At 42.3% G+C, this 23264-nt stretch carries 23 protein-coding genes; 11 read left to right on the top strand and 12 right to left on the bottom strand.

Features of this window, described 5'->3' with window-relative positions:
* Positions 1-10 precede the first annotated feature (10 nt).
* Genes gatA through V7P40_RS05950 form a run of 4 tightly spaced genes read left to right on the top strand, consistent with a single transcriptional unit; the run spans position 11 to position 4839 of the window.
* Complete coding sequence (gene gatA, locus V7P40_RS05935; RefSeq protein ID WP_333785059.1) at positions 11-1450, top strand: Asp-tRNA(Asn)/Glu-tRNA(Gln) amidotransferase subunit GatA; 1440 nt, start codon at positions 11-13, stop codon at positions 1448-1450.
* Entirely contained in the window at positions 1447-2025 is a 579-nt protein-coding gene (locus tag V7P40_RS05940; RefSeq protein ID WP_333785060.1) for a tRNA (adenosine(37)-N6)-threonylcarbamoyltransferase complex dimerization subunit type 1 TsaB, read from the top strand. The genes gatA and V7P40_RS05940 overlap by 4 nt, the downstream gene beginning before the upstream one ends.
* The gene (locus V7P40_RS05945; RefSeq protein WP_333785061.1) at positions 2022-3668 is read left to right on the top strand and encodes an ATP-binding protein; all 1647 of its coding nucleotides are present in this window, start codon (positions 2022-2024) and stop codon (positions 3666-3668) included. Before V7P40_RS05940 ends, V7P40_RS05945 begins: the two co-directional genes overlap by 4 nt.
* Complete coding sequence (locus tag V7P40_RS05950) at positions 3640-4839, top strand: N-acetylmuramoyl-L-alanine amidase (RefSeq protein WP_333785062.1); 1200 nt, start codon at positions 3640-3642, stop codon at positions 4837-4839. The genes V7P40_RS05945 and V7P40_RS05950 overlap by 29 nt, the downstream gene beginning before the upstream one ends.
* Here V7P40_RS05950 and V7P40_RS05955 read toward each other — a convergent pair.
* Both V7P40_RS05955 and infB read right to left on the bottom strand, forming a co-directional pair.
* Positions 4790-5449 carry a 7-carboxy-7-deazaguanine synthase QueE gene (locus V7P40_RS05955; protein ID WP_333785063.1) on the bottom strand — a complete coding sequence of 220 codons (660 nt, stop codon included), beginning with the start codon at positions 5447-5449 and terminating at the stop codon, positions 4790-4792. The two genes, V7P40_RS05950 and V7P40_RS05955, sit on opposite strands and share 50 nt — an antisense overlap.
* Entirely contained in the window at positions 5413-7677 is a 2265-nt protein-coding gene (infB, locus tag V7P40_RS05960; protein WP_333785064.1) for a translation initiation factor IF-2, read from the bottom strand. The genes V7P40_RS05955 and infB overlap by 37 nt, the downstream gene beginning before the upstream one ends.
* 56 nt (positions 7678-7733) lie before the next feature.
* Between infB and gmk the strand changes: the two genes are divergently transcribed.
* The 6 genes from gmk (at position 7734) to V7P40_RS05990 (ending at position 13480) form a co-directional block, all read left to right on the top strand.
* Positions 7734-8366, top strand: coding sequence for a guanylate kinase (gmk, locus tag V7P40_RS05965; protein WP_333785065.1), 633 nt, complete (start codon positions 7734-7736; stop codon positions 8364-8366).
* A 4-nt stretch (positions 8367-8370) separates the two neighbouring features.
* Complete coding sequence (gene rpoZ, locus V7P40_RS05970; protein ID WP_333785066.1) at positions 8371-8592, top strand: DNA-directed RNA polymerase subunit omega; 222 nt, start codon at positions 8371-8373, stop codon at positions 8590-8592.
* On the top strand, positions 8589-8993 hold the full coding sequence (locus V7P40_RS05975; RefSeq protein ID WP_333785067.1) for a hypothetical protein: 405 nt from the start codon (positions 8589-8591) through the stop codon (positions 8991-8993). The genes rpoZ and V7P40_RS05975 overlap by 4 nt, the downstream gene beginning before the upstream one ends.
* On the top strand, positions 8981-10630 hold the full coding sequence (locus V7P40_RS05980) for a transglycosylase SLT domain-containing protein (protein WP_333785068.1): 1650 nt from the start codon (positions 8981-8983) through the stop codon (positions 10628-10630). Before V7P40_RS05975 ends, V7P40_RS05980 begins: the two co-directional genes overlap by 13 nt.
* A 96-nt stretch (positions 10631-10726) precedes the next feature.
* Positions 10727-12148: a cytochrome c gene (locus tag V7P40_RS05985; RefSeq protein WP_333785069.1), complete on the top strand. Its 1422-nt coding sequence runs from the start codon at positions 10727-10729 to the stop codon at positions 12146-12148.
* A 12-nt stretch (positions 12149-12160) separates the two neighbouring features.
* Positions 12161-13480: a hypothetical protein gene (locus V7P40_RS05990; RefSeq protein ID WP_333785070.1), complete on the top strand. Its 1320-nt coding sequence runs from the start codon at positions 12161-12163 to the stop codon at positions 13478-13480.
* A gap of 65 nt (positions 13481-13545) precedes the next feature.
* Here the strand turns inward: V7P40_RS05990 and hemL are convergent, their stop codons facing one another.
* From hemL to V7P40_RS06015, 5 genes are read right to left on the bottom strand one after another with little or no spacing between them, the layout of a single operon-like run.
* Positions 13546-14820, bottom strand: a complete 1275-nt coding sequence (gene hemL, locus V7P40_RS05995; RefSeq protein WP_333785071.1) for a glutamate-1-semialdehyde 2,1-aminomutase — start codon at positions 14818-14820, stop codon at positions 13546-13548.
* Positions 14817-15506, bottom strand: a complete 690-nt coding sequence (locus tag V7P40_RS06000; RefSeq protein WP_333785072.1) for an alpha/beta hydrolase — start codon at positions 15504-15506, stop codon at positions 14817-14819. Before V7P40_RS06000 ends, hemL begins: the two co-directional genes overlap by 4 nt.
* 10 nt (positions 15507-15516) lie before the next feature.
* On the bottom strand, positions 15517-16524 hold the full coding sequence (gene obgE / locus V7P40_RS06005; protein ID WP_333785073.1) for a GTPase ObgE: 1008 nt from the start codon (positions 16522-16524) through the stop codon (positions 15517-15519).
* Between the two features lie 3 nt (positions 16525-16527).
* A complete protein-coding gene (locus V7P40_RS06010) occupies positions 16528-17739 on the bottom strand; it encodes a bifunctional 3,4-dihydroxy-2-butanone-4-phosphate synthase/GTP cyclohydrolase II (protein WP_333785074.1) in 1212 nt (403 codons plus the stop codon).
* On the bottom strand, positions 17732-17974 hold the full coding sequence (locus V7P40_RS06015; protein ID WP_333785075.1) for a hypothetical protein: 243 nt from the start codon (positions 17972-17974) through the stop codon (positions 17732-17734). The genes V7P40_RS06010 and V7P40_RS06015 overlap by 8 nt, the downstream gene beginning before the upstream one ends.
* A 37-nt stretch (positions 17975-18011) precedes the next feature.
* Between V7P40_RS06015 and folK the strand changes: the two genes are divergently transcribed.
* On the top strand, positions 18012-18512 hold the full coding sequence (gene folK, locus V7P40_RS06020) for a 2-amino-4-hydroxy-6-hydroxymethyldihydropteridine diphosphokinase (protein WP_333785076.1): 501 nt from the start codon (positions 18012-18014) through the stop codon (positions 18510-18512).
* Here folK and V7P40_RS06025 read toward each other — a convergent pair.
* The 5 genes from V7P40_RS06025 to V7P40_RS06045 all read right to left on the bottom strand — a co-directional run bounded on the left by V7P40_RS06025 (position 18468) and on the right by V7P40_RS06045 (position 23123).
* Positions 18468-19283, bottom strand: coding sequence for a metal ABC transporter permease (locus V7P40_RS06025; RefSeq protein WP_333785077.1), 816 nt, complete (start codon positions 19281-19283; stop codon positions 18468-18470). The genes folK and V7P40_RS06025 overlap by 45 nt on opposite strands.
* Positions 19270-19941: an ATP-binding cassette domain-containing protein gene (locus tag V7P40_RS06030; protein WP_333785078.1), complete on the bottom strand. Its 672-nt coding sequence runs from the start codon at positions 19939-19941 to the stop codon at positions 19270-19272. The genes V7P40_RS06025 and V7P40_RS06030 overlap by 14 nt, the downstream gene beginning before the upstream one ends.
* Positions 19929-20756: a metal ABC transporter substrate-binding protein gene (locus tag V7P40_RS06035; protein ID WP_333785079.1), complete on the bottom strand. Its 828-nt coding sequence runs from the start codon at positions 20754-20756 to the stop codon at positions 19929-19931. The genes V7P40_RS06030 and V7P40_RS06035 overlap by 13 nt, the downstream gene beginning before the upstream one ends.
* 205 nt (positions 20757-20961) lie before the next feature.
* A complete protein-coding gene (gene era / locus V7P40_RS06040) occupies positions 20962-21870 on the bottom strand; it encodes a GTPase Era (RefSeq protein ID WP_333785080.1) in 909 nt (302 codons plus the stop codon).
* On the bottom strand, positions 21867-23123 hold the full coding sequence (locus V7P40_RS06045) for an NADP-dependent isocitrate dehydrogenase (RefSeq protein WP_333785081.1): 1257 nt from the start codon (positions 23121-23123) through the stop codon (positions 21867-21869). The genes era and V7P40_RS06045 overlap by 4 nt, the downstream gene beginning before the upstream one ends.
* Between the last annotated feature and the right edge of the window lie 141 nt (positions 23124-23264).

Below are 23264 nucleotides of genomic sequence, written 5' to 3' on the forward strand. Positions count from 1 at the left end.
AGCAAAGGTCATGCTTTGGAAGAAATCCGCTTACGAGCTTCTATCTTTGATGAAAAGAAAAGAAGTAAAACCTGTAGAAGTGCTGGACGCTTTTTACAGCAGGTATTTGGAAACAGAGGATAAGGTTAAAGCATACATAACCGCTTTTTACGAAGAGGCAAGAGAACAAGCAAAGGCTTTAGAAGACAAAAATCCAGAAGATTATCCCCTTTACGGCATACCGATAGCCGTAAAGGACAACATAAACGTGGAAGGATACCCCACCACGTGCGCATCAAAGATACTTGAAAACTACATATCACCTTATGATGCCACAGTTGTAGAAAAACTTAAGCTTGCGGGTGCTTTGATCGTTGGGAAGACCAACATGGATGAGTTTGCCATGGGTTCATCTACGGAATACTCTGCCTTTTTTCCCACAAAAAATCCTTGGGACTTAGAGAGGGTGCCAGGGGGTTCTTCAGGTGGCTCTGCGGTGGCGGTTGCAGTTCAATCGGTGCCCCTCTCCCTTGGTTCAGACACGGGAGGGTCCATAAGACAGCCTGCAAGTTTTTGCGGCGTTATTGGACTAAAGCCAACCTACGGAAGAGTTTCCCGCTACGGGCTTGTGGCCTTTGCCTCCTCCCTTGATCAGATAGGACCCTTTGGAAGGTGGGCAAAGGACGTAGCACTGATTATGGAGGTTATAAGCGGTTTTGACCCGAAGGATTCCACCAGTACAAAGGTGGAAGTGCCAAAATTCAGTCAAGATATAGAGAAAGTCCCAGAAAAGCTAAGGGTAGGCGTTCCAAAGGAGTTCTTTGAATTTGAGGTGGAAGAGGGAGTCAAAGATTGTTTTGACGTATTTTTGAAGTTTCTGGAATCTCAAGGGTTTGAATTGGAAGAAGTTTCCCTCCCCCACAGCAAGTACGCCATACCCACATACTACATAATCGCACCTTCGGAGGCAAGTTCCAACTTGGCAAGGTATGACGGCGTGCGATTTGGATACAGGGCAAAAGCCAAGGACATAAACCAGATGTATGCAGAAACCAGAGATTACGGCTTTGGTCCAGAGGTAAAAAGAAGGATACTTTTGGGAACCTTTGCACTATCTACCGGATACTACGACGCCTATTACCTAAAAGCAATGAAGGTGAGAGCTCTAATAAAGAGGGACTTTGAGGAAGCTTTCAAAAAGGTTGATGTTATAGCTTGTCCCACCTCACCTACCACCGCCTTTAAGTTTGGGGAGAGAACTTCAGACCCAATAAAGATGTATTTGGCAGACATATTCACGGTTAGCGTAAATTTAGCAGGACTGCCAGCTGTATCCATTCCCATAGGCAAGTCCAACGGACTGCCCGTAGGGGGACAGCTCATAGGAAAGGCCTTTGACGAGAGCACGCTTTTAAAGGTCGCATACCTCTGGGAACAACACTACAAACACTATGAAGAAACACCTCTATGAAAATCCTTTCCTTAGATACCTCCTTTTCTTTCCTGAACCTTTCAGTGTTAGAAGATGGAAAGCTAACCTTAATTTATTACGAGGACAGCAACAAAAAGTCCTTAGAGCTTTTGCCCGCTGTACTTAGAAAATTGGGCTTAGAACCAAAGGATTTTGATGCCTTTTGTGTATCCATCGGAGTGGGTTATCTAACATCCCTTAGAGTGGGAATAACCTTCATAAAAACCTTAGCATACATAAACCAAAAACCCATATACGCATACGAAAACTTAGATCTAATGCTTAGATATACTTCAATTCCTCCACCAAAGGCTGCTTTTCTGAAGGTAAGCAGGAACCTGTTTTATAGAGTAAGTAATGGAAGTTCTTTAAGCCCAGTAAAAGTTTGGAAGGGAGAGCCTTTGGAAGGAAGTATTGTAGCTTTAAAGTCCCACTCTGTAGATTTTGCCAACTACCAGCTTGATTTTTTTTCTTTTTCAGCCTACGGAGCTCTTACGGCATACGAAAGGTTTTTGTCCGGCGATGGAGGGGATGATGTTTTTAAGTTAGAGCCGTATTATACTAATCCCCTATGAAAGTAGGGATAGTATTAGGAACAAAACCTATAACACCCTTAGAATTTTGGGTGGGGGTAGAGACAGGAAATCTTGTTCAGTTGGACGATGTGCTCTATGCAGAGTCGGAGGTTGGAAATCAGAAAGTTAAATATTACGGCATAGTGCAGGAGGTGCAAAAGTTTTTGGAAGGTGCTCAGTGGGTGTATGATGCTCATCTTGCAACGCAGGGGGTGATCCCAATAAACATAGCCTACGTGGCAAAGGTATCTTTAACCAGAGTTGAGCCAGAGGTCTTCATTCCACCAACACCGGGTGATCCCGTTTATACAGCCGAAGGTGAAGAGTTTGAAAAAGCCCTGTACTACGATCAGATGAAGGTAAAAATACCCGCAGGACTTTCTCGGTCCGGGAAGGTAATATACCTCAATTATCACTTCTTGGACGGCACGGAGGGCGCCCACGTTTCTATCTCTGGCATGTCTGGAGTGGCAACTAAAACTTCTTACGCCCTGTTTTTACTCTACTCTTTGCTAAATCACAGCAAGGAGAGAAGAATAAACGCCATCATCTTTAACGTAAAGGGTAAAGACCTTTTATGGATAGACAAAAAGAATAAAAACCTCTCACGAGAGGACGAAGAAGCTTTAAGAAAAATGGGAATGAGATCCGAGCCTTTCAAAGACGTGAAGTTCTACGTGTCACCCTATCCTGGAAACCACTCTATCCCAGACTCTGAACGTCAAGATGAAAAAGTAGTTCCATTTTATTGGAGTTTGCGAGAGTTTGCACAGGAAGGACTCATCAGGTTTATGTTCGTGGAAGAGGAAGAAACAAAGTCCCAGGTGCCATACATTGTAGAAAGAATTGCAAACAAGCTTTACTATTTGGCAAAACATAGTCCAGAAGGCAGACTCTTAGACAGTTATGGCAGAGACATTGAGTCCTTTCAGGACTTAGAAAATAGGTTTACAGAAGCAATAGAGCAAGCAGAGGCAGGTTCTAAAGATTTATACAAGGAGTGGTTCGGTGATGCGTCCATACAAACAGCCAGGGCTTTTCTTAGAAGGTTTTCAAGGGCCGCATCCCACATAAAAAGATTTATCCATCCCACCCAATCCAGTCCCATAAAATGGGAAGAAAACAAAGTCTCCGTTATAGACATAAGCAGTCTTCACAGCATAGCCCAGATGTTTATAGTGGGTGCAGTTCTGAAAAAGCTCTTTGAAGAAAAAGAAAGTAGATCTAATCCATTTCCTAGAGTTTTTGTTGTTTTGGACGAATTAAATAAGTATGCTCCAAAAGATGGGTGGAGTCCTATAAAGGACGTAGTTTTGGACATAGCGGAGAGAGGTAGAAGCTTGGGTGTTATACTTATAGGAGCTCAGCAAACGGCCAGTGAGATAGAAAAAAGAATTCTTGCTAACTCTGCCATCAAGGTGGTAGGGCGTATGGATAGCAGTGAGCTTTTGAACAAAGAGTATGAATTTCTCACAAATAACTTCAGGCAAAGGGCTCTGATTCTCAAAAAAGGAAGTATGATACTCTATCAGCCAGACATTCCCTCGCCTTTGATGTTAAAATTCCCTAAACCCCCTTGGGCCACTAGGAAGCAGGAGGTAGAGGAGGAGGTCCATGTTCCAGAAGATTTTAATAATTTTTAGCCTGCTGATTTGTGTATCTTTTGGAATACAAGTAATCTACAGAGAAGGTAATTATCCAGATAAAAGGCGCTTGGTTTTGGAGTTTGAAAGGGCAGTAGAATATAGAGTATTGCTCTTGGCAAACCCCAAAAGGATTGTGGTAGATGTTATGGAAGACGTAAGACTACCAACAAATGTAAAAGCGCGGATCGGAAAACACCCCTGGGGCACACGATTTGTCTTTGACACAGAATATTATGAAGTAAAAGCCTTTTCTTTGGAAAATCCCTTTAGAATAGTCATAGACGTTTACAAAAACAAACTTCTGGATGATGATCCACTCATAGCCATACTTGATCCGGTTGTTGTTAAGGTTATTTCTTACAGAGAGACTAAAAACGTCGGAGAAAGGTTGATTTCTGAAAGGACCAAAGGGGCGATAATTACTCAAAGGAGAGTGATAGTTTTAGATGCAGGACACGGTGGACGCGATCCTGGTGCTATAGGATACAATGGCATAAGAGAAAAGGATATAAACCTGGCAATTACCTTAAAGCTTGCCCAGCTTTTAAACAAGGATGGAAGGTTTAAAGTTATACTAACCAGAAAAGACGATACCTTTGTTCCATTAGATGAAAGGGCAAAGATAGCTCTGCGCAACAGGGCAGACCTGTTTGTAAGCATACACGCTAATGCATCTCCAAAAGGAATTTCAGAGCATGCAAAAGGGACGATGGTCTTTGCCATATCTTCCGAAGCGGCACAGAAAAAAAAGGAGGCAATTGTTAACAATGATAACTACGCCAAACTTACTATAGGCGTTGCTGATGTTCCCATCAATGTTAAAAGAGTTATGGCAGATCTGGCTTTGGACGTAACACTTTACGAAAGTGTTCAGTTTGGAAATATGCTCTCAAAAAACCTTCGGGTACAGTTGGGTAGAGAGGTTGAATTTAAGGGCATTCAAAGGGCAGGCTTTGCAGTGCTTAAAACTCCGGGCATACCATCTGTATTGGTAGAAGTAGGTTTCATAACCAATCCACAAGAGGCCCTTTTGATGGCTGATCCACAGTTTCAAGAAAAATTCGCTAAAGCTATGTATGATGCGATCTTAGATTATTTCTTTCCAGGTGCTGAAAAGATTATGGAACTCCAAAAAACTTATGGACCTGAGGCAGAACTCTTACAGTAAAGCCTAGTTTTAGTAGGGCTGCTTGCAGGTTCAGAGCCTTTTCAAAAAAGACCAACTTGTTTCCTTCTGGTTGAAGTACGACCTTCCCTTCCTCTAAGAATCTTCTAAATTCACTCTTCAATAGCACATCCTGACTTAGCACGTCATCAACCACAAACTTAAGCTCTTTGGCGTAACGAATTATCTTTGGATGGACAAACCAGTTTGCTGTCCATTTGGGGGAACATGTTATATGGAGACGTTCTGCAAATTTCTCCAAGCCTTCCTGCCACAAAGTCCCATTTGTCTCTATCTGCACGGAGTATCCCCTTGACATCAGCTCTTCCACCAAGAAAGTTATTCCCTCTTGTGCTAAAGGCTCTCCACCTGTAAGCACTATATGTTTGATCGGATATTCAGACAGGTGAGCCAGAAGGCTGTCTATTGGCACCGAATGGTCCCTCAAAAAAGGTAAAGCTGAAGGTTGATCGCACCAGGGACACCTTAAGTTGCACCCTTGGAATCTGACGAATATGACAGGCAGACCTACCAGAAGCCCTTCGCCCTGTATGGATGCATAAACTTCGTTTATGTTTAAATATACTGTCTTTCTAGCTTCACTTCGTAGCATTCTATTATATCACCCACCTTCACATCGTTATAATCTTTAAGTTTTATTCCACATTCAAAACCCCTTGCCACTTCTTGCACATCCTCTTTGAACCTTTTGAGGCTCTCCACTTTACCTGTATAAATCACAACCCCGTTTCTCACAAGCCTTGCGTTAGCATTGCGCACAACTTTGCCTTCAAGCACATAACAACCTGCTACAGTCCCCACTCCCTTTATTTTGAAAGTAGCCCTAACTTCTGCAGAGCCGAGAACCACCTCTTTCTCTACAGGCTTTAGCATACCTTTAAGAGCATTCTTAACGTCCTCTATAGCCTCGTATATTATGCTGTATAGCTTGATATCCACTTTCTCTCTCTCCGCAACTTCCTTAGCCTTCACGTCCGGACGCACATTAAAGCCTATTATCACCGCTTGGCTTGCCTTTGCGAGCATAACGTCGTTTTCCGTTATTCCCCCAACCGCACCGTGTATTATCCTTACGGTTACTTCAGGAGTTGATAATTCTGTTAGAGACTTCTTCAATGCCTCCAAAGATCCCACTGTATCAGCTTTAAGGATTATCCTTAGTTCTTTTAGTTCCCCCTCTTGTATTTTCTTAAATACATCCTCAAGCATGAAGCCTTTGGATAATTTTTCCTGCTGTTCTTTCCTAATTTTTCTGATTTCAACTATCTGTCTTGCCTTTCTTTCATCCTCTACCACTTTAAATGTGTCCCCAGCCATAGGTAATTCTTCAAAGCCGAGCACTTCCACTGGTACAGAGGGGCCCGCTTCTTTTAGCCTCCTTCCCTTATCGTCAAACATAGCCCTTACCTTACCGTAGGTAGTGTCAGCTACTAAAACGTCCCCTATCTTTAAAGTCCCCTCCTGAACTAACAATGTAGCCACTGGTCCCCTCTGTTTGTCCAGCTTAGACTCTATGACTGTTCCTTTAGCGGGTCCTTCGTACCTTGCCTTTAACTCCAAGATCTCTGCCAACAAAAGTACGTATTCTAAAAGAGTGTCTACATTTTGCCCAGTTTTTGCGGAAACATCTACAAAGATAGTATCACCTCCCCATTCTTCTGGAATTAGCCCAAGTTCGGAGAGCTCTCTACGCACCCTTTGAGGATCTGCCTCTGGCTTATCTATTTTATTTACAGCCACTATTATGGGCACATTGAAAGCTTTGGCATGGTTTATGGCCTCAACGGTCTGAGGCATAACACCATCATCAGCCGCAACCACCAATATTGCAATGTCCGTCACCTGCGCACCCCTTGCCCTTAGAGAGGTAAAAGCCTCGTGTCCAGGAGTATCAAGGAAGGTTATTTTTCTCCCATCAGGCAACTCTACCACAGAAGCACCTATATGCTGAGTTATTCCACCCTTTTCCCTTTGAGCCACGTTTGTCTTCCTTATTGTGTCAAGTAGTGTGGTCTTTCCGTGGTCCACGTGCCCCATTACAACTACTATGGGCGGTCTGGGAAGTTTTTCCACTTCTTCAAGTATTTCTTCTTCCTCTACAATTTCTTGCTCTTCTTTTTTTATCTCTGCCAAGAAGCCCAGAGCTTCAGCAACTTGAATTGCAACTTCTGGGGGGACGGTTTGATTTATCGTAGCAAGCACTCCCTTTTTTAGTAGCTCCGCCATAATTATGTTGGGGGGAGTTTTTAAAAGCTCCGAAAGCTCCCTCACTGTGATCACCTCTGGAATTTGCACTATCTTTATCTCCTCTTCTTTCTCTTCCTTCTTCTTTTTTTCAATCTGCTGTTCTAATTTCTTTAAAACTTGCTGTTCTTCTTTGCTAACCTTCTTCTCCTCTCTCTTTGGCTTTTCCTCAATTTTTTCCACTTTTGGCGCTGGAGGTGGAGGTACTGTTTGCTGGAAGGTTTGTTTAGGTTTTTCCTGCCTGTCTTCCACTTTGAAGGTTACGGGTGTAGCCTTTTTCCTCTCCTTTATCTCTGTTTTTGCCGGAGCCCTTTGCTTTTCCTTTACAGAAAGCTTTTGAGACGCCTGTTCATGTTTTTCCTCTTTTTTGAGTTCCTTTTCTAATTCCACCTTTTCCGGTTTTTTTGTCTCTACCGATCTTTCCTTTTCAAAATGGTCCAATATTATCTGCACCTCTTCCTCTTCTAAGTAAGCAAAATTTCCCTTACTAATCCCCCACTCCTTCAAAACCTCCTGTATTTCCTTTACTTTTAAGCCTAAGTCTTTAGCTAACTCTTGCACTCTAATTTTTCCCATGATTATATAATTCTAAGACAAAATAGAGCACAAGAGAAGTGCTTTATAATTTTCCTATGCTTTTTGTTTTCTCAGCTCCATCTGGGACGGGAAAAACAACAGTTGTAAATATACTCCTAAAAGAAGTTGATAGCGTGAGGCGGGTAGTGACTGCAACCACAAGGCAAAAGAGGGAAGGAGAGGTGGAAGGTGTGGATTACATATTTCTAAGCGTGGAGGAGTTTGAAAGGGGTATTAAAGAAGGAAAGTTTTTAGAGTATGCAAAGGTTTATGGCAACTACTACGGAACACCAAAGGACCAGGTATTAAAAAACGAAAAAGAAGGGTTTGATTCCATACTTGTTATTGATGTGCAGGGGGCTAAGACTATAAAAAAGAACTACCCAGAAAGCGTGCTCGTTTTTCTTCTCCCACCATCTATGGAAGAGCTGACCAGAAGGCTTTTAACGAGGGGATACAAAGATTCAAACCTGGAAGAGCGTATAAAAACCGCGCAGTGGGAGATTTCGTGTGCCAAACACTTTGACTACATAGTGGTTAATGAATTTTTGGACGAAACAGTACAAGCACTGAAGAATATAATACTATCAGCTAGATACTCAACTAAGAACTTTCTTAAAGACCTGGAAAGGTGCGTGAAGGATGATAAAATAATAGATTATCTTCGTAGAGAATGCCACTGGAGGTAAAGGCATGAGTAAAAGACCTAACATAGAAAAGGCTTTAAAGCAAGTAAGCAGTAGATACGAATTGGTGCATGCTGCTGCAAAGCGTGTGGAACAACTCCTCCAAGAAGGAGAGGACATATTTGTTAGGGATAAAATAAAAAAAGAATTAATCAAGAAAACCTTCTATGCTATAGAAGAGTTAGCTGAAGGAAAAGTCAAAGTTAAAAAACTGAACGTAGAGCTATGATAAAAAGCTTGCTTTTTCTACACCTTTTCTTTGCTACCCTTTGGGTTGGTGGAATGATTTATACCCTATTCTTCCTTAGGCCTTCTTTAAAGAGAATCTCAGAAAGTCAGAAGTCTGATTTTGTAAAGAATGTTTATGGAAGGTTCTTTTTAGCAGTATGGTTGTCCATACTCGTTCTTTTTCTAACTGGCATGGGCCTTTGGCACGGTTACAGAAGGGACTTCTCCACAAACTTTCTATTTCATCTAAAGTTGTTCCTTTTTGCCATAATGGTTTTGAACTTTGCTTATATCTACTTTTTCTTATACAGAAAGAATAGACTATCTGCCATTCCAAGCCTAGTAGCGATAAACCTTTTATTAGCCACGATTATTTACATCCTAATCTCGTGGATCGCTTAGTATTTACCTTACTGTTAATTCTCGTTAATCTTTCCTATGCCCAGCTTCCTGAAGAATATGTTCTATTGCTCAGGTTCAAAAACCAGGATGATCTATATGCGGGAGAGCAGATTTTAAGAAACTATCCTGATGCAGTTTTTATACACGACCTAAAGCTTCTGATGGCAGAAAAATACTATCAAATGGGAAACAAGGAAAGGTCTGTCGAGCTTATAAAAAGCATAAATCCGAAGGCTTTAAAGCTTGACTACCTAAGCAGATACTTAAAGCTTTGGAGGGAGTTAGGCCTTGACAAAAAAACGGCAGTGCTAAACCTTCCCCATCTCTTTGTGGATTACCTGAAGGATGTAGAGCTTACAGAAGAAGAAAGGATCAAGGTAGGTGAAGAATTAATAAAGAGAAAACAATACAAACACGCATTAGAGGTTTTATCTTTCATACCACAAGCCTGTCACCTGCTGGGCAAGACCTATGAAAAATTGAGGATGTATAGTGAAGCTATGAGTGTATTAAAGGATTGTTATATAGATGATGCTCTTTTAATTCGGGCAAAGATCACCTTTAATCTATCTAAGGACGAGTTTATGGAAACTCTAAGGCTACTGGAAAGAAGCCTCGAATACAATCAAGCCCTCTTTTACGCAGGAAGGATGTCCCTTTACAAAGGCAACTTCCAAGAAGCTTTGCAGTGGTTTGGTATGATGGAAAACTCATACCAGAAGTTCTTTCAGATGGGCTTAACTTACTTCGTACTTAGTGATTACAAAAATGCTATAGAGGCTTTTGAGAATGCTTTGAGGTTGGCATCAAACCAAATGGAAACCTCGGAAAGCCACTTTTGGCTTTTTAAAAGCTACAAAGAAATAGAGGATTTTTCAAAAGCAAGTTATCATCTGCTGCGGGCATCCAAAGGGTCAGGCTTTTACTCCACCGTGTCAAAGGTCCTATTGGGAGAGCCTGTGGTAAGTAAGTTTATGAAGGTCTTTTTGGTAGATGCGGAGGATACATCAACAGCAAGAACTATAAGGAGTATATTTCAAGCAGGCTTTCCATACTATGCTCGCTTAGAAGCTTTCAAAAAAATAGACAGGATAACCCCATCGGACATACTGGCTATTCAACATTTTGACAACTTTCTAGCCATTAGGTTGGCTGTTAGAAAGTTTGGTACAAACTCTGAAATATACAGTCTGGTAGCATATCCAAAGCCCTACAAAGAATTTGTTGAGGAAGCATCTCAGAAATTCAACATTGATAAAAACCTCATATGGGCTGTGATGCGACAGGAAAGCCTCTTTGACCCAGAAGCCATTTCTCCTAGTAACGCTAAGGGACTTATGCAGTTAATGGACTTTACCGCAAGGGAAGTTTCTTTAAAGTACAGAATACCTAATCAAGTATTTAGTCCAAAGGAGAATATACTGATGGGCACAGCCTACTTGCGGGAGATGCTTGACCTTTGGAATGGGGATTTGATAAGAGCTGTAGCCAGCTACAACGCAGGACCAAACAGAGTAAAAAGTTTTATTCAGCACAAAGACCCCTACGTATTCATAGAAACTATTCCCATAGCAGAAACCAGGAATTACGTAAAGCAGGTGTTAAATAACTACTATATCTACCAAGCCTTAGATTGATAGGGCTTCTTTTGAAAAATCTTTACCACTTGACACTGTGCGGTTTTTGTATAAAATTTAAATTATCGTTAAATTAACACAAGGAGGTGCTGAGCCATGCCTGAGGTGCTTGGTTTTTATCCTATGTGGTATGTGCCGGTGATAGGCAGTGCGCTGGTAATAGGCCTGATAGCAAGCATTCACGTGCTTGCGTCCCACACATCTGTGGGCGGATCTATCCTGCTTGCCTACTTGGCTACCAAAGCTTACAAGGAGCGACAGCCTCAAATCTACGATTACATCAAGAAGTACCTGCTGGGATTGTTGGTGTTCTCCTATGTATCCGGATCTATAACTGGTCCTGGTATATGGTTCTCCGCTACGGTAGCAAACCCAAAGGGGATATCTGCTTTGATTCACAACTTTGTTTGGGTTTGGGCTGCGGAGTGGATATGGTTCATCGCAGAAGTTACCCTCGTTTATATTCTGTTTTATACCCTCGGAAAGATTGACGAAAGAAGCTGGCTTCGTCTTGTTTGGACCTTTGCCATAGGTTCTTGGGCAACGATGTATATCATAGTAGGTATTCTTTCTTTTATGCTGTCTCCTGGACACGAAAAGTGGTTTACCACAGGCTCCATACTGGATGCCTTTTACAACAAGAATTACTTCCCTCACCTTCTGATGAGAAGTGGATTTATGTTTGCTTTGGCTGGCACCCTTGGTCTTATCATTGCAAGCCTGATGAAAGGAAAGATAGAGGAAAAGGTCTATAAAGACATAGTAAAAACAATGTCCTATTGGGGCATAGGCGGTATTGTCTTTGGCATGACTATGTTTGGATGGTATTACTCTACGCTTCCAGAAAGGGCATTAAAAATGCTGAGTGGAATTGTTCCCTTGTGGTATTACGGAGCTATACTTCTCATAATCCTTGCAATCTTAGCCCATTTTGTCATTACCGCAATAAATCAGAACGCCGTAAAACCATATGTAGTGTTGCCTTTGTATGTGCTAATTTTTGCGATAGGTGTCTTTCCTGAAGAGAAGATAAGGGAAACTATAAGGAAGCCATACGTAGCTGGAGAGTTTGTGTGGGTTAATCAAATAATAGAAAAGGATGTGCCTGCAAAAGGTATAACTTCTTGGATAAAAACCATAAACGAAAAGGGCTTTTTAGCTGTCAATCCTTTTGTTCCAGAAGGTCTTAGGAAGATTACACCGGAGAATGAGGTTATGGCAGGAAAGGCGGTGGCAATACTTCAGTGTTCTGGATGCCACAACGTTACCGGTTCCACAGGGCTCAGACCCTTTGGGAAAAAATTTGAAGGTATGACCGATAAGGAAGCGGTTTATAACTTCTTAGCTAACTACCTAACACCGCAAAACCATCCCCCTTACATGCCTTACTTTGTAGGAAAGGACGAAGAACTGAGGGCTCTGTCTGCTTACATTGCAGATATGATAGCCAAGGGTGGTAAGGTCTCTGCCAAGATAGAAGTGCCCGCGGTTAGCGTGGGTGCAAATGTAAATAAATAAGGAGGTATAGCCATGATAGAAACCTATGAAAGGATGCAGAACTTAACTCGTTGGATACTTTTGAGTGTTTTCTCTCTCCTCCTTGGTTTTGGGAAAGCTTTTGCCTCTGAAAACGTGGGAGCGATGCTGAAGGCTATGGTAGATCCGGCGGGAGCTCCCTTTTACCCTGTGGTTTTTCAAGTCCTTCAGGTGCTTACTTGGGCTCTACACATACTTTTTGTCTGGACCTCTGTGGGAGGTCTATACTTTACCATTTACGGCTTTACCAGATCTGATGAAAACTGGCAAAGGCTTGCAAAGGCTACCCTTGAGCTGTCCAAAGTTAGCGTATCCTTGGCAATAGTTTTAGGTGTTGCACCTCTTCTTTTTTATCAGGTAATCTACGACCCACTTTGGTATTCTTCTGCAAACCTTTCTGGAAGCTGGTATATGCTCTTTATCGTGTTCTTGCTGATAGGTTATTACCTAATATGGGGGGCATACTTTACAAAGAACAACTCAAAAGCTTCTATGCTGTTTTCCATAGGTGGTGTCGTTTTCCTTCTGTTTGTTGGCTTTCTAATCCACGTATTCAATTACCAGTCTCTTTATCCGGAAAAGTGGGTTGAGTGGTATACAGGTGGTGGTAGCACAATGAGACACGATGGATTTGGTATATATGCCTTTAATCTCTTTAGATATCTGTCTCTCCTTGTATTTCCCGCTGGAGCGGTTACTGGTGTTTTCTTGATGCTCTACGGATGGTATTTCAAAGATAGGGAAGATATGAATAGGAGTTATCTTGAATGGGCTTCCAAAGTGGGTGCTAAATCTGCCCTGGTCTTCGGCGTTCCGTGGATAATCTCCCACATACTCTACATCCTTTCTACACCCTCCAGTTGGAAAGCGGGCATATCAAACCCCTTAGCCCTTTTGAGCATAGTAACTCTTCTTGTGTGTGCGGGTATCATCTTGCTTGCCCAAAAAGATCCCATTAAGATGGCTGTTCCTTCTTTACTTGGTGGAGTAATAGGAACTCTCGGAGTGGCTATATACAGAGAATATCTAAGAGTTGCATCAACCGCTCAGTTTGGTTATTCCATCTATGACTACAAGCTCAACGTGGAATGGCTCTCGCCAATGTTATTCCTTGGCACTACACTTACTGGGCTTATTCTTTATGCTTATGCATGGTGGATGGCCTACAGAGCAGGAAGAACTTCCCAAGGAAAAGTCTATCAAGCTTCTGAAGCAGAGCATAACCTAGGGACTCTGTCAGTGTTTGTGGTTATTCTCTGGGCTATAGTTTTCATCGGAGTTGGAATCATCTGGATCATAAGAAACTACACCTGATACTTGGTGGTCGCACCTCATGCGCCGTCTTTGTACCCCTTGCGGGGTGCCTTTTTAACATATTTTTAGATTGATTTAACTGCCCTATCAATTCTATTTAGCGCTTCGTCTATGTCTTCTTTGGTGTGGGCTGTGCTCAAAAACCAAGCCTCAAACTGAGAAGGCGGTATGAGCACCCCTTCCTTCAGCAGAGCTCTAAAGAACTTGCCAAAAAGCTCAAGGTTTGAAGTTTTTGCTGTAGAATAGTCAAAGACTTCTTTTTCTGTGAAGAATACAGTAAACATTGAACCCACCCTGTTTATCCTATGGGCTATTCCCTTGTTTGAAAGGAGCTGACTTATGCCATCGCAAAGTTGCTGGCTAATCTGTTCTAAGTAAGGATAGGGGTTTGTTTCAAAGAGCTCAGAAAGAGTGGCAATGCCAGAGACCATGGCCATCGGGTTTCCAGAAAGGGTGCCAGCTTGGTAGATCGGTCCCTCGGGTGCAACCTTTTTCATTATCTCTTTCTTTCCACCGTAAGCCCCAAGAGGCATACCACCGCCTATAACCTTACCCATACACGTAATGTCTGGATCTATGGAGTATAGCTCCTGGGCTCCACCTTTTGAAACTCTGAAGTTGGTCATCACCTCGTCAAATATTAGTAAAGCTGAGTATTTTTTAGTTAGCTCCCTCAAAGCTTGAAGGAATCCATCCTTTGGTAGCACAGTGCCCATATTACCTGCTATAGGTTCCACTATCACACAGGCTATGTCTTCTCCGTATTTTTCGAAAGTTTCTTTCAGGGCTTGTATGTTGTTGTAGGGCAAAACGATGGTAAGACTGGCTATTTCTTCTGGAACACCTGGAGTTCCTGGGATTCCCAAAGTAGCAACTCCTGAACCAGCGCTGACTAAAAGTCCATCGTAGTGTCCATGATAACAACCTTCAAACTTAACCACGTATTTTCTTCCTGTATAACCTCTTGCCAGCCTTATGGCGGACATTGTGGCTTCTGTGCCAGAAGAGACAAACCTTACCATCTCCACCGAAGGCATGGCGGATACTATCATCTGGGATAGAGTTATCTCGTGAGCGTTTGTTATACCGTAAGATAGTCCCTTTTGGAGTTGCTCTTGAAGGGCTCTTACGACTTTGGGATGGCAGTGTCCTAAGATCAGCGGTCCCCAGGACATAAGAAAGTCTATGTATTCTTTTCCTTCTACATCCCACAACCTACAGCCTTGAGCGTGGCTCACTATTATGGGCTCTCCGCCAACCGCCTTAAAGGCTCTAACTGGAGAGCTTACACCCCCGGGCATCAGCTCTTTTGCCTTTTCAAAAAGCTCCCTGTTTGTCATAGAATAAACTCCTCCAGCAGGTTTTTAAAAGTGTTTGTAAGTCTATGGTCGTCTTCTACCTCCTTGTAGAGCTTTACCTTCACGTTAGAAACAAATTTTCTTGAGTGTTCTACAGGAACTACTTCGTCCTTTGTTCCATGGGCAATGTAGATATCCACTGGCGGAGTTTTCGGAAAGTTTATTCTGTCTTCTTCTAATATTTCGTATCCCCTTTGCAGAATATCCACCGCAAATTCCCTGTGCATAGTTATCTCAAGCCCGGTTTCGCATTCCACAAAGCTCAGCTCTCTCTTTCCCTCAAGCCAATCCTGCACGTCCTTGTATTCTACCTCTTCTAAGGTAAGTTTTAGACTACTGTAAGACGGAGCAAATAGAAGAACTCTTTCTATACACTCAGGGCTATAGAATCTCAGATAATTCAAGCTTACGTATCCACCATGAGAACTTCCCGAAAGTATGAGTTTTTTAAATTTTTTACAAAAACCTTTAACTAAGGCGTCCAGCACTTCCAAAACTCTGCTGGTGGTGGTGCTCTGATAGTCCATATCCATAGCAAAGAAGGAAAACTTGCCAGTGGTTATGGCAAAGTCCCTTATGATTGAAACCTTAGAACTTTTGACGCTGGACGCAAAGCCATGAAGGTGAATGAGCAAGACCTCTTGGTTGGTCTTTTCGTAGATGAACATAAATTATAGTTTAAACCATAGTGCGTTGAAAAAACCTTTCAAATAGAAGCTTTCTTAAGTTTTCCAAGCCTTCGCCCGTTATAGCTGATATGCTACAAAATTCATATCCCCTTTCTTTGAAGTAATTTTCCAGATAATCTAAAAAACTCCTGTCAGACAGCGCGTCAATCTTTGTAGCAACCACTATATGCTCTTTTTCCAAAAGCCTTGGACTGTACTGTTCAAGCTCCTTATTTACTGTATGAAACGCTTCAATAGGGTCCTTTTCTCTTCCGTCGGATACGTCCAAAAGGTGCAACAAAAGCTTTGTTCTTTCTATGTGTCTTAAAAAGTCAAGGCCTAAGCCCTTTCCTTGACTTGCCCCTTCTATCAGTCCTGGAATGTCTGCCAAAACAAGCCTGTGCTCTTCGCTCAGTTCCAGAACTCCAAGCACGGGTGATAGAGTGGTAAAGGGATAGTCCGCTATTTTCGGCTTAGCTTTAGTCAGCTTTGATATAAGGGTTGATTTTCCTGCGTTGGGAAGTCCAATAAGTCCCACGTCCGCAATGAGCTTTAGCTCTAAGATCAGCCATCTTTCTTCGCCCTTTTGACCTTTCTCCGCATACTTTGGTGCTTGGTTAGTTGGTGAGGCGAACCTTGCGTTTCCCCTTCCACCTTTTCCTCCCTTTGCTACCACACACCTTTGGCCATCCTCCACCAGATCGCAGATGACCTCCCCCGTTTGGGCGTCCTTTACCACAGTTCCTACGGGCACCTCTATGATTAGGTCCTCTCCGTCCCTTCCAGCTTGATTTTTGCCTTTTCCATGCTCTCCGTTCTGAGCTTTAAATTTGGTCCTGTATTCAAAGTCCAAAAGAGTATGCTTACGAGAAGTAGCTACAAGAATTACATCTCCACCTTTACCACCGTCCCCACCCGCTGGACCACCAAAAGGTCTGTACTTTTCCCTCAAAAAGGCTATCGCACCGTTTCCTCCATCCCCCGCTTTAACATAGATCTTTGCCAGATCTACAAACATCCTTTAGAGTATATGTCCTAGCTTGTGTTTTTTAGTGTTTAGATATTTTTCGTTGTATTCGCAAGCTTGCACCTTAAGTGGGACCCTTTCTACTACCTCTAAACCATAACCTTCCAGCGCTACTATTTTTCTTGGATTGTTGGTTAGCAATCTCATCTTTCTAACTCCAAGATCCAAAAGGATCTGCACGCCTACGCCGTAATCTCTTAGGTCCGCCGAGTATCCAAGCTTTTCGTTAGCTTCCACCGTATCATATCCCTTATCCTGCAGATCGTAAGCCTTTATCTTATTTACTATCCCAATGCCTCTGCCTTCGTGTCCCATTATATACACGAGAACTCCCTTTCCTTCCTCTGCTATTTGCATCAGCGCTGCTTCAAGCTGATCTCTACAGTCACATCTGAGAGACTTAAACACGTCTCCTGTCAAGCACTCAGAATGAACTCTCACAAGCACAGGTTCATCCTCTTTCCACTCACCCATAGTAAGAGCTACCTGTTCTTCACCGGTAAGAACATGCCTGTAAGCGTGGATCTTAAAGAATCCATAGCGGGTAGGCAAGTTTGCAGTTGCTTCTCTTACCACAAGTCTTTCTTTTTTAAGTCTGTATCTTATAAGGTCTGCTATGGTTATTATCTTGAGGTTAAACCGCTTGGCAAATTCCACAAGATCGGGAAGCCTTGCCATAGTTCCATCTTCTTTCAATATCTCACATATTACACCCGCTGGGTAAAGTCCAGCCAGCCTTGCCAAATCTACAGAAGCTTCTGTATGCCCAGCCCTTTCCAAAACCCCCCCGGGTTTAGCCTTCAGAGGAAAAACGTGCCCTGGTCTTATAAAGTCAGAGGGTTTTGCATCCGGACTGACCGCCAACTTTATGGTGATAGCTCTGTCAAAGGCAGATATGCCGGTGGTAGTTCCATACTTTGGATGGGCGTCTATAGAAACGCAAAAGTAGGTTCCCTTAGGGTCTGTGTTTCTAACCGCCATAGGGTATAGGTCAAGCTCCTCACACCTTTCTGGAGTAAGACTAAGGCATATAAGCCCCCTTCCATACTTTGCCATAAAGTTTATGGCCTCTGGGGTGACCTTTTCTGCAGCCATAACCAAATCCCCTTCGTTCTCCCTGTCTGGATCATCCACCACTATAACCATCTTTCCTTGCCTTATGTCTTCAAGAACTTCTTCAATAGAAGAGAAAACAAATTCACTCATTCTTCTTACCTCCTTCATCCTTTTTAGCTAAGTTTTTAATTCTTTCCCAGATTTTATCCAATATACTCTGTTTGTATGCCTGTTGTGTCTGTACTACTTGCCAATCAGAACTAGCTTTCTTTAGTCCTTCTCTATATTCACCCCTCATTTTCTCTATAAAAGGTCCTCCGTAGTGAATCCAAAGGTGGTCTATTATAAGAAAGCCTACCAAAAGATAGAGTATCCACCTAACCATAAAAGAATAATATATTCTCAGGAGGAGGAATTGTAGCTTGGCTTTGTGCTTTCTTGGATTGGGGAGCAACGTGGAAGACAGGATGGGCTACATTTTAAAAGCTCTGGACCACATAAAAAACTACGCAAAAATTCTCAAATCTTCCACGGTATATGAGAGCGCACCTTGGGGTGTTAAAGACCAACCAAGCTTTTTAAACAGCGTGATAATGGTAGAAACAAACCTAAGGCCCGTAGATTTGCTATACCGAGTAAAAGAATCGGAAATGCTCATCGGAAGGAGAGATCGAGGAAGATGGGGACCTCGGGAAATAGACATAGACATCCTGCTTTACGAAGACCACATAATAATGCTTAGCTTTTTGAAAATTCCCCATCCTTACATCTTAGAAAGGGATTTTGTTTTAATACCTCTCTTAGAAATAGCTCCTGCCCTGATTCACCCACTCTACAAAAAGCCCCTTTCCCAATACGCTAATCAAATTAGCGTGTCCTTAAAGCCCTTTGCGTGCCTTTACGGTATAGATAGCAAAGGATAACAGGAAAAGAAGAACCATAAGCAGGACTATGGACCCACTGGGGGGTATGTTGTATAACAAAGAAAGAAAAATGCCTAAGGTTACGGACAAAACTGCAAATAAAGCGGAAAGCAAAAAAGTTTGAAAGAAGGAGTTCGCTATCAGCAGTGCGGTCATAGAAGGAAGAGCTACAAAAGATGCAGAGAGTAAAAGCCCAGCTACCTTTATTGAAAGGACGATGTTTATACCCGCTAGCAATACGAACATATAGTTCAAAAAGCTGGTGTTTATACCCCTTAACCTTGCTATCTCCTCATTAAATAGAACCAAAAATAGGTCATCGTACTTTAGTTTAAAGATAAGCAAAGACAGAACAAAGATTGCAAAGCTTAGGTATAACTCCATTTCTGAAACTGTTAGGATACTTCCAAAAAGGTAAGAGTATATCTCCTGACCCAAACTACCGCTTAAGGACAGGATTATTACCGCGAGGGCTGTGCCAAAGGAAAAGAAGAGGGACAAAATAGTGTCTGAGGGCAGATTTTTCCTCTCCATCAAGAATTGAATGAAAAAAGACACGAAAGCGGTGTAAATCAGAGTAAAGATAGTGGGTTCTACTCCGAATAGAAAAGACAACGCTATACCGCCAAAGGCCGAATGGGATATACCAGCTCCGAGCATAGAGAGTCTTCTCATAAGAAGATACACACCTAATACAGAGCAGGACAGGGCTATAAAGATACCCGCTAAGACGCCTTGATAGACAAGTAAAAGGTTTTCAATGAAGTCCATAAAGCTCCCTTATAAGCTTGGTAAACTGCTCAGGGTAAGTTATTTTACACTCCTGCATACCAAGGCAGAGCATCCGCGTGGCGTTTCGCAAAACAAACCCAATGTCATGGGATACCACCACAACCGTCCTATCTTTGGCAATCTCTCTAAGGGTACTCTCTATATGCTCTTGGGCGTGTATGTCCAAACCTGTTAGAGGCTCATCCAAAATCAGAAGGTCTGGGTTTTTGGTAAGAGCCAAAGCCAAAAGCACTTTCTGCTGTTCTCCGCCAGAAAGCTTAACAAACTGCTTCTTTAACAGGCCCTCAAGGTGCAAAAAGGCTATTATCCAACCAACCTTTTCCTTCTTTGCTACTTTTCTAAAAAGCTCCTCCACCGTTCCAGTCCAGAACCTCTCCACGCTAAACCTCTGAGGCACATAACCTACCTTCTCCCAACGATTAAAGCTTTTGAGGTCTTCTCCAAAGATGTAAATCCTTCCCTGATGAGGCTTTAGAAAGCCCAAGAGAAGCTTAAGAAGGGTAGTTTTACCAGAACCATTGGGACCAACTACACAAAAAAATTCCCCTTTGTAAACAGAAAAGCTAAGGTCTTCTATAAGAGGCTCTTCCTTTTTGTATCTAAACCTTAGTTTCTCTACCCTTATTACCTCTTGCAATCTAAACCCTCTGCCAAAGACCGTAGGTTTCTATCCATTATAGAGAAGTAGTCATCATTTTGGTTAGTGAGATATAAGGAGGTGTTTATCCTGTATATTTTCGCTCCAGTCTCCTGGGAAAGTTTTCTTGCCACTTTATCGCTGTAGCCCTCTTCTACAAAGATTGCCTTTATAGATTCTTTTTTCATCAGTTTGATGAGATTGAGTATTTCGGAAGGTTTGGGTTCTTCTTCCGCATGGATCCCTTTGATGCCTACCGCTTTAAGATCGTAGTCCTTGGCAAGGTAGTTTAAAGAATGGTGCGTGGAAACAAGCCATCTGCTCTTGCAGGTAGAAAGCCTTTTGCTAAATTCATTGTCCAGCTCTTTAAGTCTTTTAGAAAATTCCTCATACCTTTTTTGATAAAGCTCTCTGTTGTTTGGGTCCATATTCATCAGTGCTTTGAAGATATTATCCACAAGCTTTTGGTAGGACCTAGGGGACACCCACAGATGGGGGTCTTTGTGTTTGCCTATAATCATAAAGTCTATGTTTTGATGTAAAAGATAGAGTTTGTTTTTCTCTACGGGCAGTTTTTTTTCCCAACTTTCCAATCCAAGAGTAAACACAGCTTTCGCATCTTTTAAGATCTTACGATCAGTTGGTCTTAACTCATAGTGATGAACATCTGCCTTCGTAGATATCAAGATACGGACGTTGTAAATATCTCCAGCCATATATGCCAAAGGATAGTAAATTGGGTAGGTGGTGGCTACCAGAGATTCCTTGGAAAAACTCAAGCTTATCAAAATAAAGAAAGCCAAAACAAACCTCATAGTTTATACATTTTAAGCTTTAGGGTTGAGAAATTTACCAACTAATTCTTCTTCCTTCAAAGGTGTGTCCGGAGAATTTAACACTATTCTATCCGCCAGAAGTTGCATCTGTTGGCTGACGTTTCAATGCATAGCAGCTTCAAAACTTCGGGAAGTGCAGAGTAAAACTCTCATTCCCTTATCAACTGCTCAATCTTATCAATGCTCATTCTATCCTATATCCAAAGCTCTTTACAAGTTCTGGTCTCTTCCTCCAATCGGGCTTCACTCTGACAAATAATTCCAAATAAACCTTTCTGCCAGTTATAACCTCCAATTCTTCCCTTGCCATCTTACCTATACTCTTCAACCTCTGACCGTCCTTACCTATAATTATAGGCTTGTAGTTGTCCCTATCAACTATTATGTCCGCCTTTATAACCAAAACCCGTGGATCGTGCCTTCCATCTGAGACCTCATTTACCACCACAGCCACTCCTTGTGGTATTTCTTGATGAACCTTTAGCAAAACTTTTTCCCTTATAATCTCTGCTACCAAAAGTCTAAAAGGAATGTCTGTGGTCATCTCTTCAGGAAAAAGGGGCTCTCCTTCTGGTAAGTAATCAACTATGACCTTTAATAGTCTGTCTATGTTAAAGCCTTTTAGGGCACTTATGGGAATTATCTCTTTAAACTCTGGATACTTTTTGGAAATTTCTTCCACAAAAGGCAGCAAATTTTCCAGCGGGCCGATCCTGTCTACCTTGTTTATCACCAAAAGGATGGGCTTTTCCTTCGAATAGGGTTTTATGTAGGTTTCAAAAACTGTTTGATCGTCTTCCTTCCAACCGTCCTCTGCGTCTATGATAAAAAGTATCAAATCCGCATCCTGCAGAGAAGCTCCGGCTATTCCCACCATAGCTTCACCTAAGGCATCCCTTGGTTTGTATATGCCGGGCGTGTCTAAGAATATTATCTGGGCTTTATCGGGTATATTCTTAACGCCAAGGACCCTTATCCTTGTGGTACCTGGCTTTGGAGAGACTATGGATAACTTTGTTCCTATTAGATTGTTTAAAAGAGTAGATTTACCCACGTTCGGCTTGCCAACTATTGCAACATAACCAACCTTCATATCCTTTCCGCTATAGCCTTTGCAAATTCTTCTGTAGATAGGGCTTTAGCATCTATGCCCATCTTCTTAAAGCCATTGGCTATGTCTGGTGTTCCTAACCTATCCTTTATAGTTTCCTTCACTGCGGTGTATATAAGTTCAGATGCTTCTTTCCAACCTATGTATTCAAGCATCATAGCTCCCGAAAGTGTCAAAGAAAGTGGATTGGCTATACCCTTTCCTGCTATGTCGTATGCAGTTCCGTGGGTGCTTTCAAACAACGCATAACCGTCTCCTATGTTTCCGCTTGGCACAAAACCGGGTCCTCCTACCAAGGCGGAAGCCAGGTCAGATATGTAATCACCATTCAGATTTTGGGTGATTATCACATCGTAAGCTTCTGGCTTTAAAACCAACTGCATGAGCATCTGGTCTGTGATCACCTTTACCATAAGCACTTGCCCTTCCTTTGGTTCTCCTTCTGTTATAATCTTTCCTTCAAACTCTGGCTCCTTTGCCACCTCAAAGGCCCAGTTCATAAAGGCACCTTCTGTTGCCTTCATGATGTTTCCTTTTCCTACAACCGCCACCACTCTTTTGTTGTTCTGCAGTGCATACCTTAGGGCTTTTCTTACGTGCCTTTTGGTCTTCCACTCGCTCATGGGCTTTACGGTTATTCCACAGTCTTCTGGCAGCGCATACTCGGAAACTCCCATCTCTTCTATGAAAAACTTCCTCACCTTCTGAGTTTTCTCATCCCTTGGCATGAATTCTATGGACATATAAACATCATCGGAGTTTTCCCTAAAGACAGCTACATTTACCCTCTCTGGGTTTGGTATGGGTGAAGGCTGTCCAAGCCAATAAACCGGTCTTATGGCGGAATAAAAATCCATAGACTGCCTTAGTATGGCGTTTAAAGATTTTCCTCCCTTTCCTACGGGGGTGCCCAATGGTCCTTTTATGGACACTATGGCGGTTTTTAAAACCTCAAGGGTTTCTTGGGGCATTCTTTGACCTGTTTTTTCCTCTGCCTTGTCTCCAGCTAAAAGTTCCACCCAATATATAGCCCTTGAACCACCGTAAGCCTTTTCAACTGCCTTATTTACAACCATTATCATCGCCGGAGCAATCTCTGGACCTATTCCATCTCCCTCTATGTAGGGAATGATAGGATTGTTTGGGACCTCCAAGTTCTTGTCTTCTTTAAGTCTTATAAACTGACCCTCTTGGGGTATGACCGCTTTACCAGACCAATAATAAACTCTTTCCATTAAATTGCCTCCTAAATTTTTTAAAACAGTATTATAAATAAGTTAGCCCTAAATGACTGAAGACTGAACAGGATTATAATTAGAAAATAAGGAGGGAATAGAAATGGAATTAGTTGCCGGTATACTTCATAGCAAAAACAC

The organism is Thermocrinis sp. (assembly GCF_036781485.1).
GTDB lineage: Bacteria > Aquificota > Aquificia > Aquificales > Aquificaceae > Thermocrinis.

Excerpts from the sequence above, each read along its gene's own strand:
- gatA (WP_333785059.1), top strand. The coding sequence starts at position 11 with ATGCTTTGGAAGAAATCCGCTTACGAGCTTCTATCTTTGATGAAAAGA.
- V7P40_RS05940 (WP_333785060.1), top strand. The coding sequence starts at position 1,447 with ATGAAAATCCTTTCCTTAGATACCTCCTTTTCTTTCCTGAACCTTTCA.
- V7P40_RS05945 (WP_333785061.1), top strand. The coding sequence starts at position 2,022 with ATGAAAGTAGGGATAGTATTAGGAACAAAACCTATAACACCCTTAGAA.
- V7P40_RS05950 (WP_333785062.1), top strand. The coding sequence starts at position 3,640 with ATGTTCCAGAAGATTTTAATAATTTTTAGCCTGCTGATTTGTGTATCT.
- V7P40_RS05955 (WP_333785063.1), bottom strand. The coding sequence starts at position 5,449 with ATGCTACGAAGTGAAGCTAGAAAGACAGTATATTTAAACATAAACGAA.
- infB (WP_333785064.1), bottom strand. The coding sequence starts at position 7,677 with ATGGGAAAAATTAGAGTGCAAGAGTTAGCTAAAGACTTAGGCTTAAAA.
- gmk (WP_333785065.1), top strand. The coding sequence starts at position 7,734 with ATGCTTTTTGTTTTCTCAGCTCCATCTGGGACGGGAAAAACAACAGTT.
- rpoZ (WP_333785066.1), top strand. The coding sequence starts at position 8,371 with ATGAGTAAAAGACCTAACATAGAAAAGGCTTTAAAGCAAGTAAGCAGT.
- V7P40_RS05975 (WP_333785067.1), top strand. The coding sequence starts at position 8,589 with ATGATAAAAAGCTTGCTTTTTCTACACCTTTTCTTTGCTACCCTTTGG.
- V7P40_RS05985 (WP_333785069.1), top strand. The coding sequence starts at position 10,727 with ATGCCTGAGGTGCTTGGTTTTTATCCTATGTGGTATGTGCCGGTGATA.
- V7P40_RS05990 (WP_333785070.1), top strand. The coding sequence starts at position 12,161 with ATGATAGAAACCTATGAAAGGATGCAGAACTTAACTCGTTGGATACTT.
- hemL (WP_333785071.1), bottom strand. The coding sequence starts at position 14,820 with ATGACAAACAGGGAGCTTTTTGAAAAGGCAAAAGAGCTGATGCCCGGG.
- V7P40_RS06000 (WP_333785072.1), bottom strand. The coding sequence starts at position 15,506 with ATGTTCATCTACGAAAAGACCAACCAAGAGGTCTTGCTCATTCACCTT.
- obgE (WP_333785073.1), bottom strand. The coding sequence starts at position 16,524 with ATGTTTGTAGATCTGGCAAAGATCTATGTTAAAGCGGGGGATGGAGGA.
- V7P40_RS06010 (WP_333785074.1), bottom strand. The coding sequence starts at position 17,739 with ATGAGTGAATTTGTTTTCTCTTCTATTGAAGAAGTTCTTGAAGACATA.
- V7P40_RS06015 (WP_333785075.1), bottom strand. The coding sequence starts at position 17,974 with ATGGTTAGGTGGATACTCTATCTTTTGGTAGGCTTTCTTATAATAGAC.
- V7P40_RS06025 (WP_333785077.1), bottom strand. The coding sequence starts at position 19,283 with ATGGACTTCATTGAAAACCTTTTACTTGTCTATCAAGGCGTCTTAGCG.
- V7P40_RS06035 (WP_333785079.1), bottom strand. The coding sequence starts at position 20,756 with ATGAGGTTTGTTTTGGCTTTCTTTATTTTGATAAGCTTGAGTTTTTCC.
- era (WP_333785080.1), bottom strand. The coding sequence starts at position 21,870 with ATGAAGGTTGGTTATGTTGCAATAGTTGGCAAGCCGAACGTGGGTAAA.
- V7P40_RS06045 (WP_333785081.1), bottom strand. The coding sequence starts at position 23,123 with ATGGAAAGAGTTTATTATTGGTCTGGTAAAGCGGTCATACCCCAAGAG.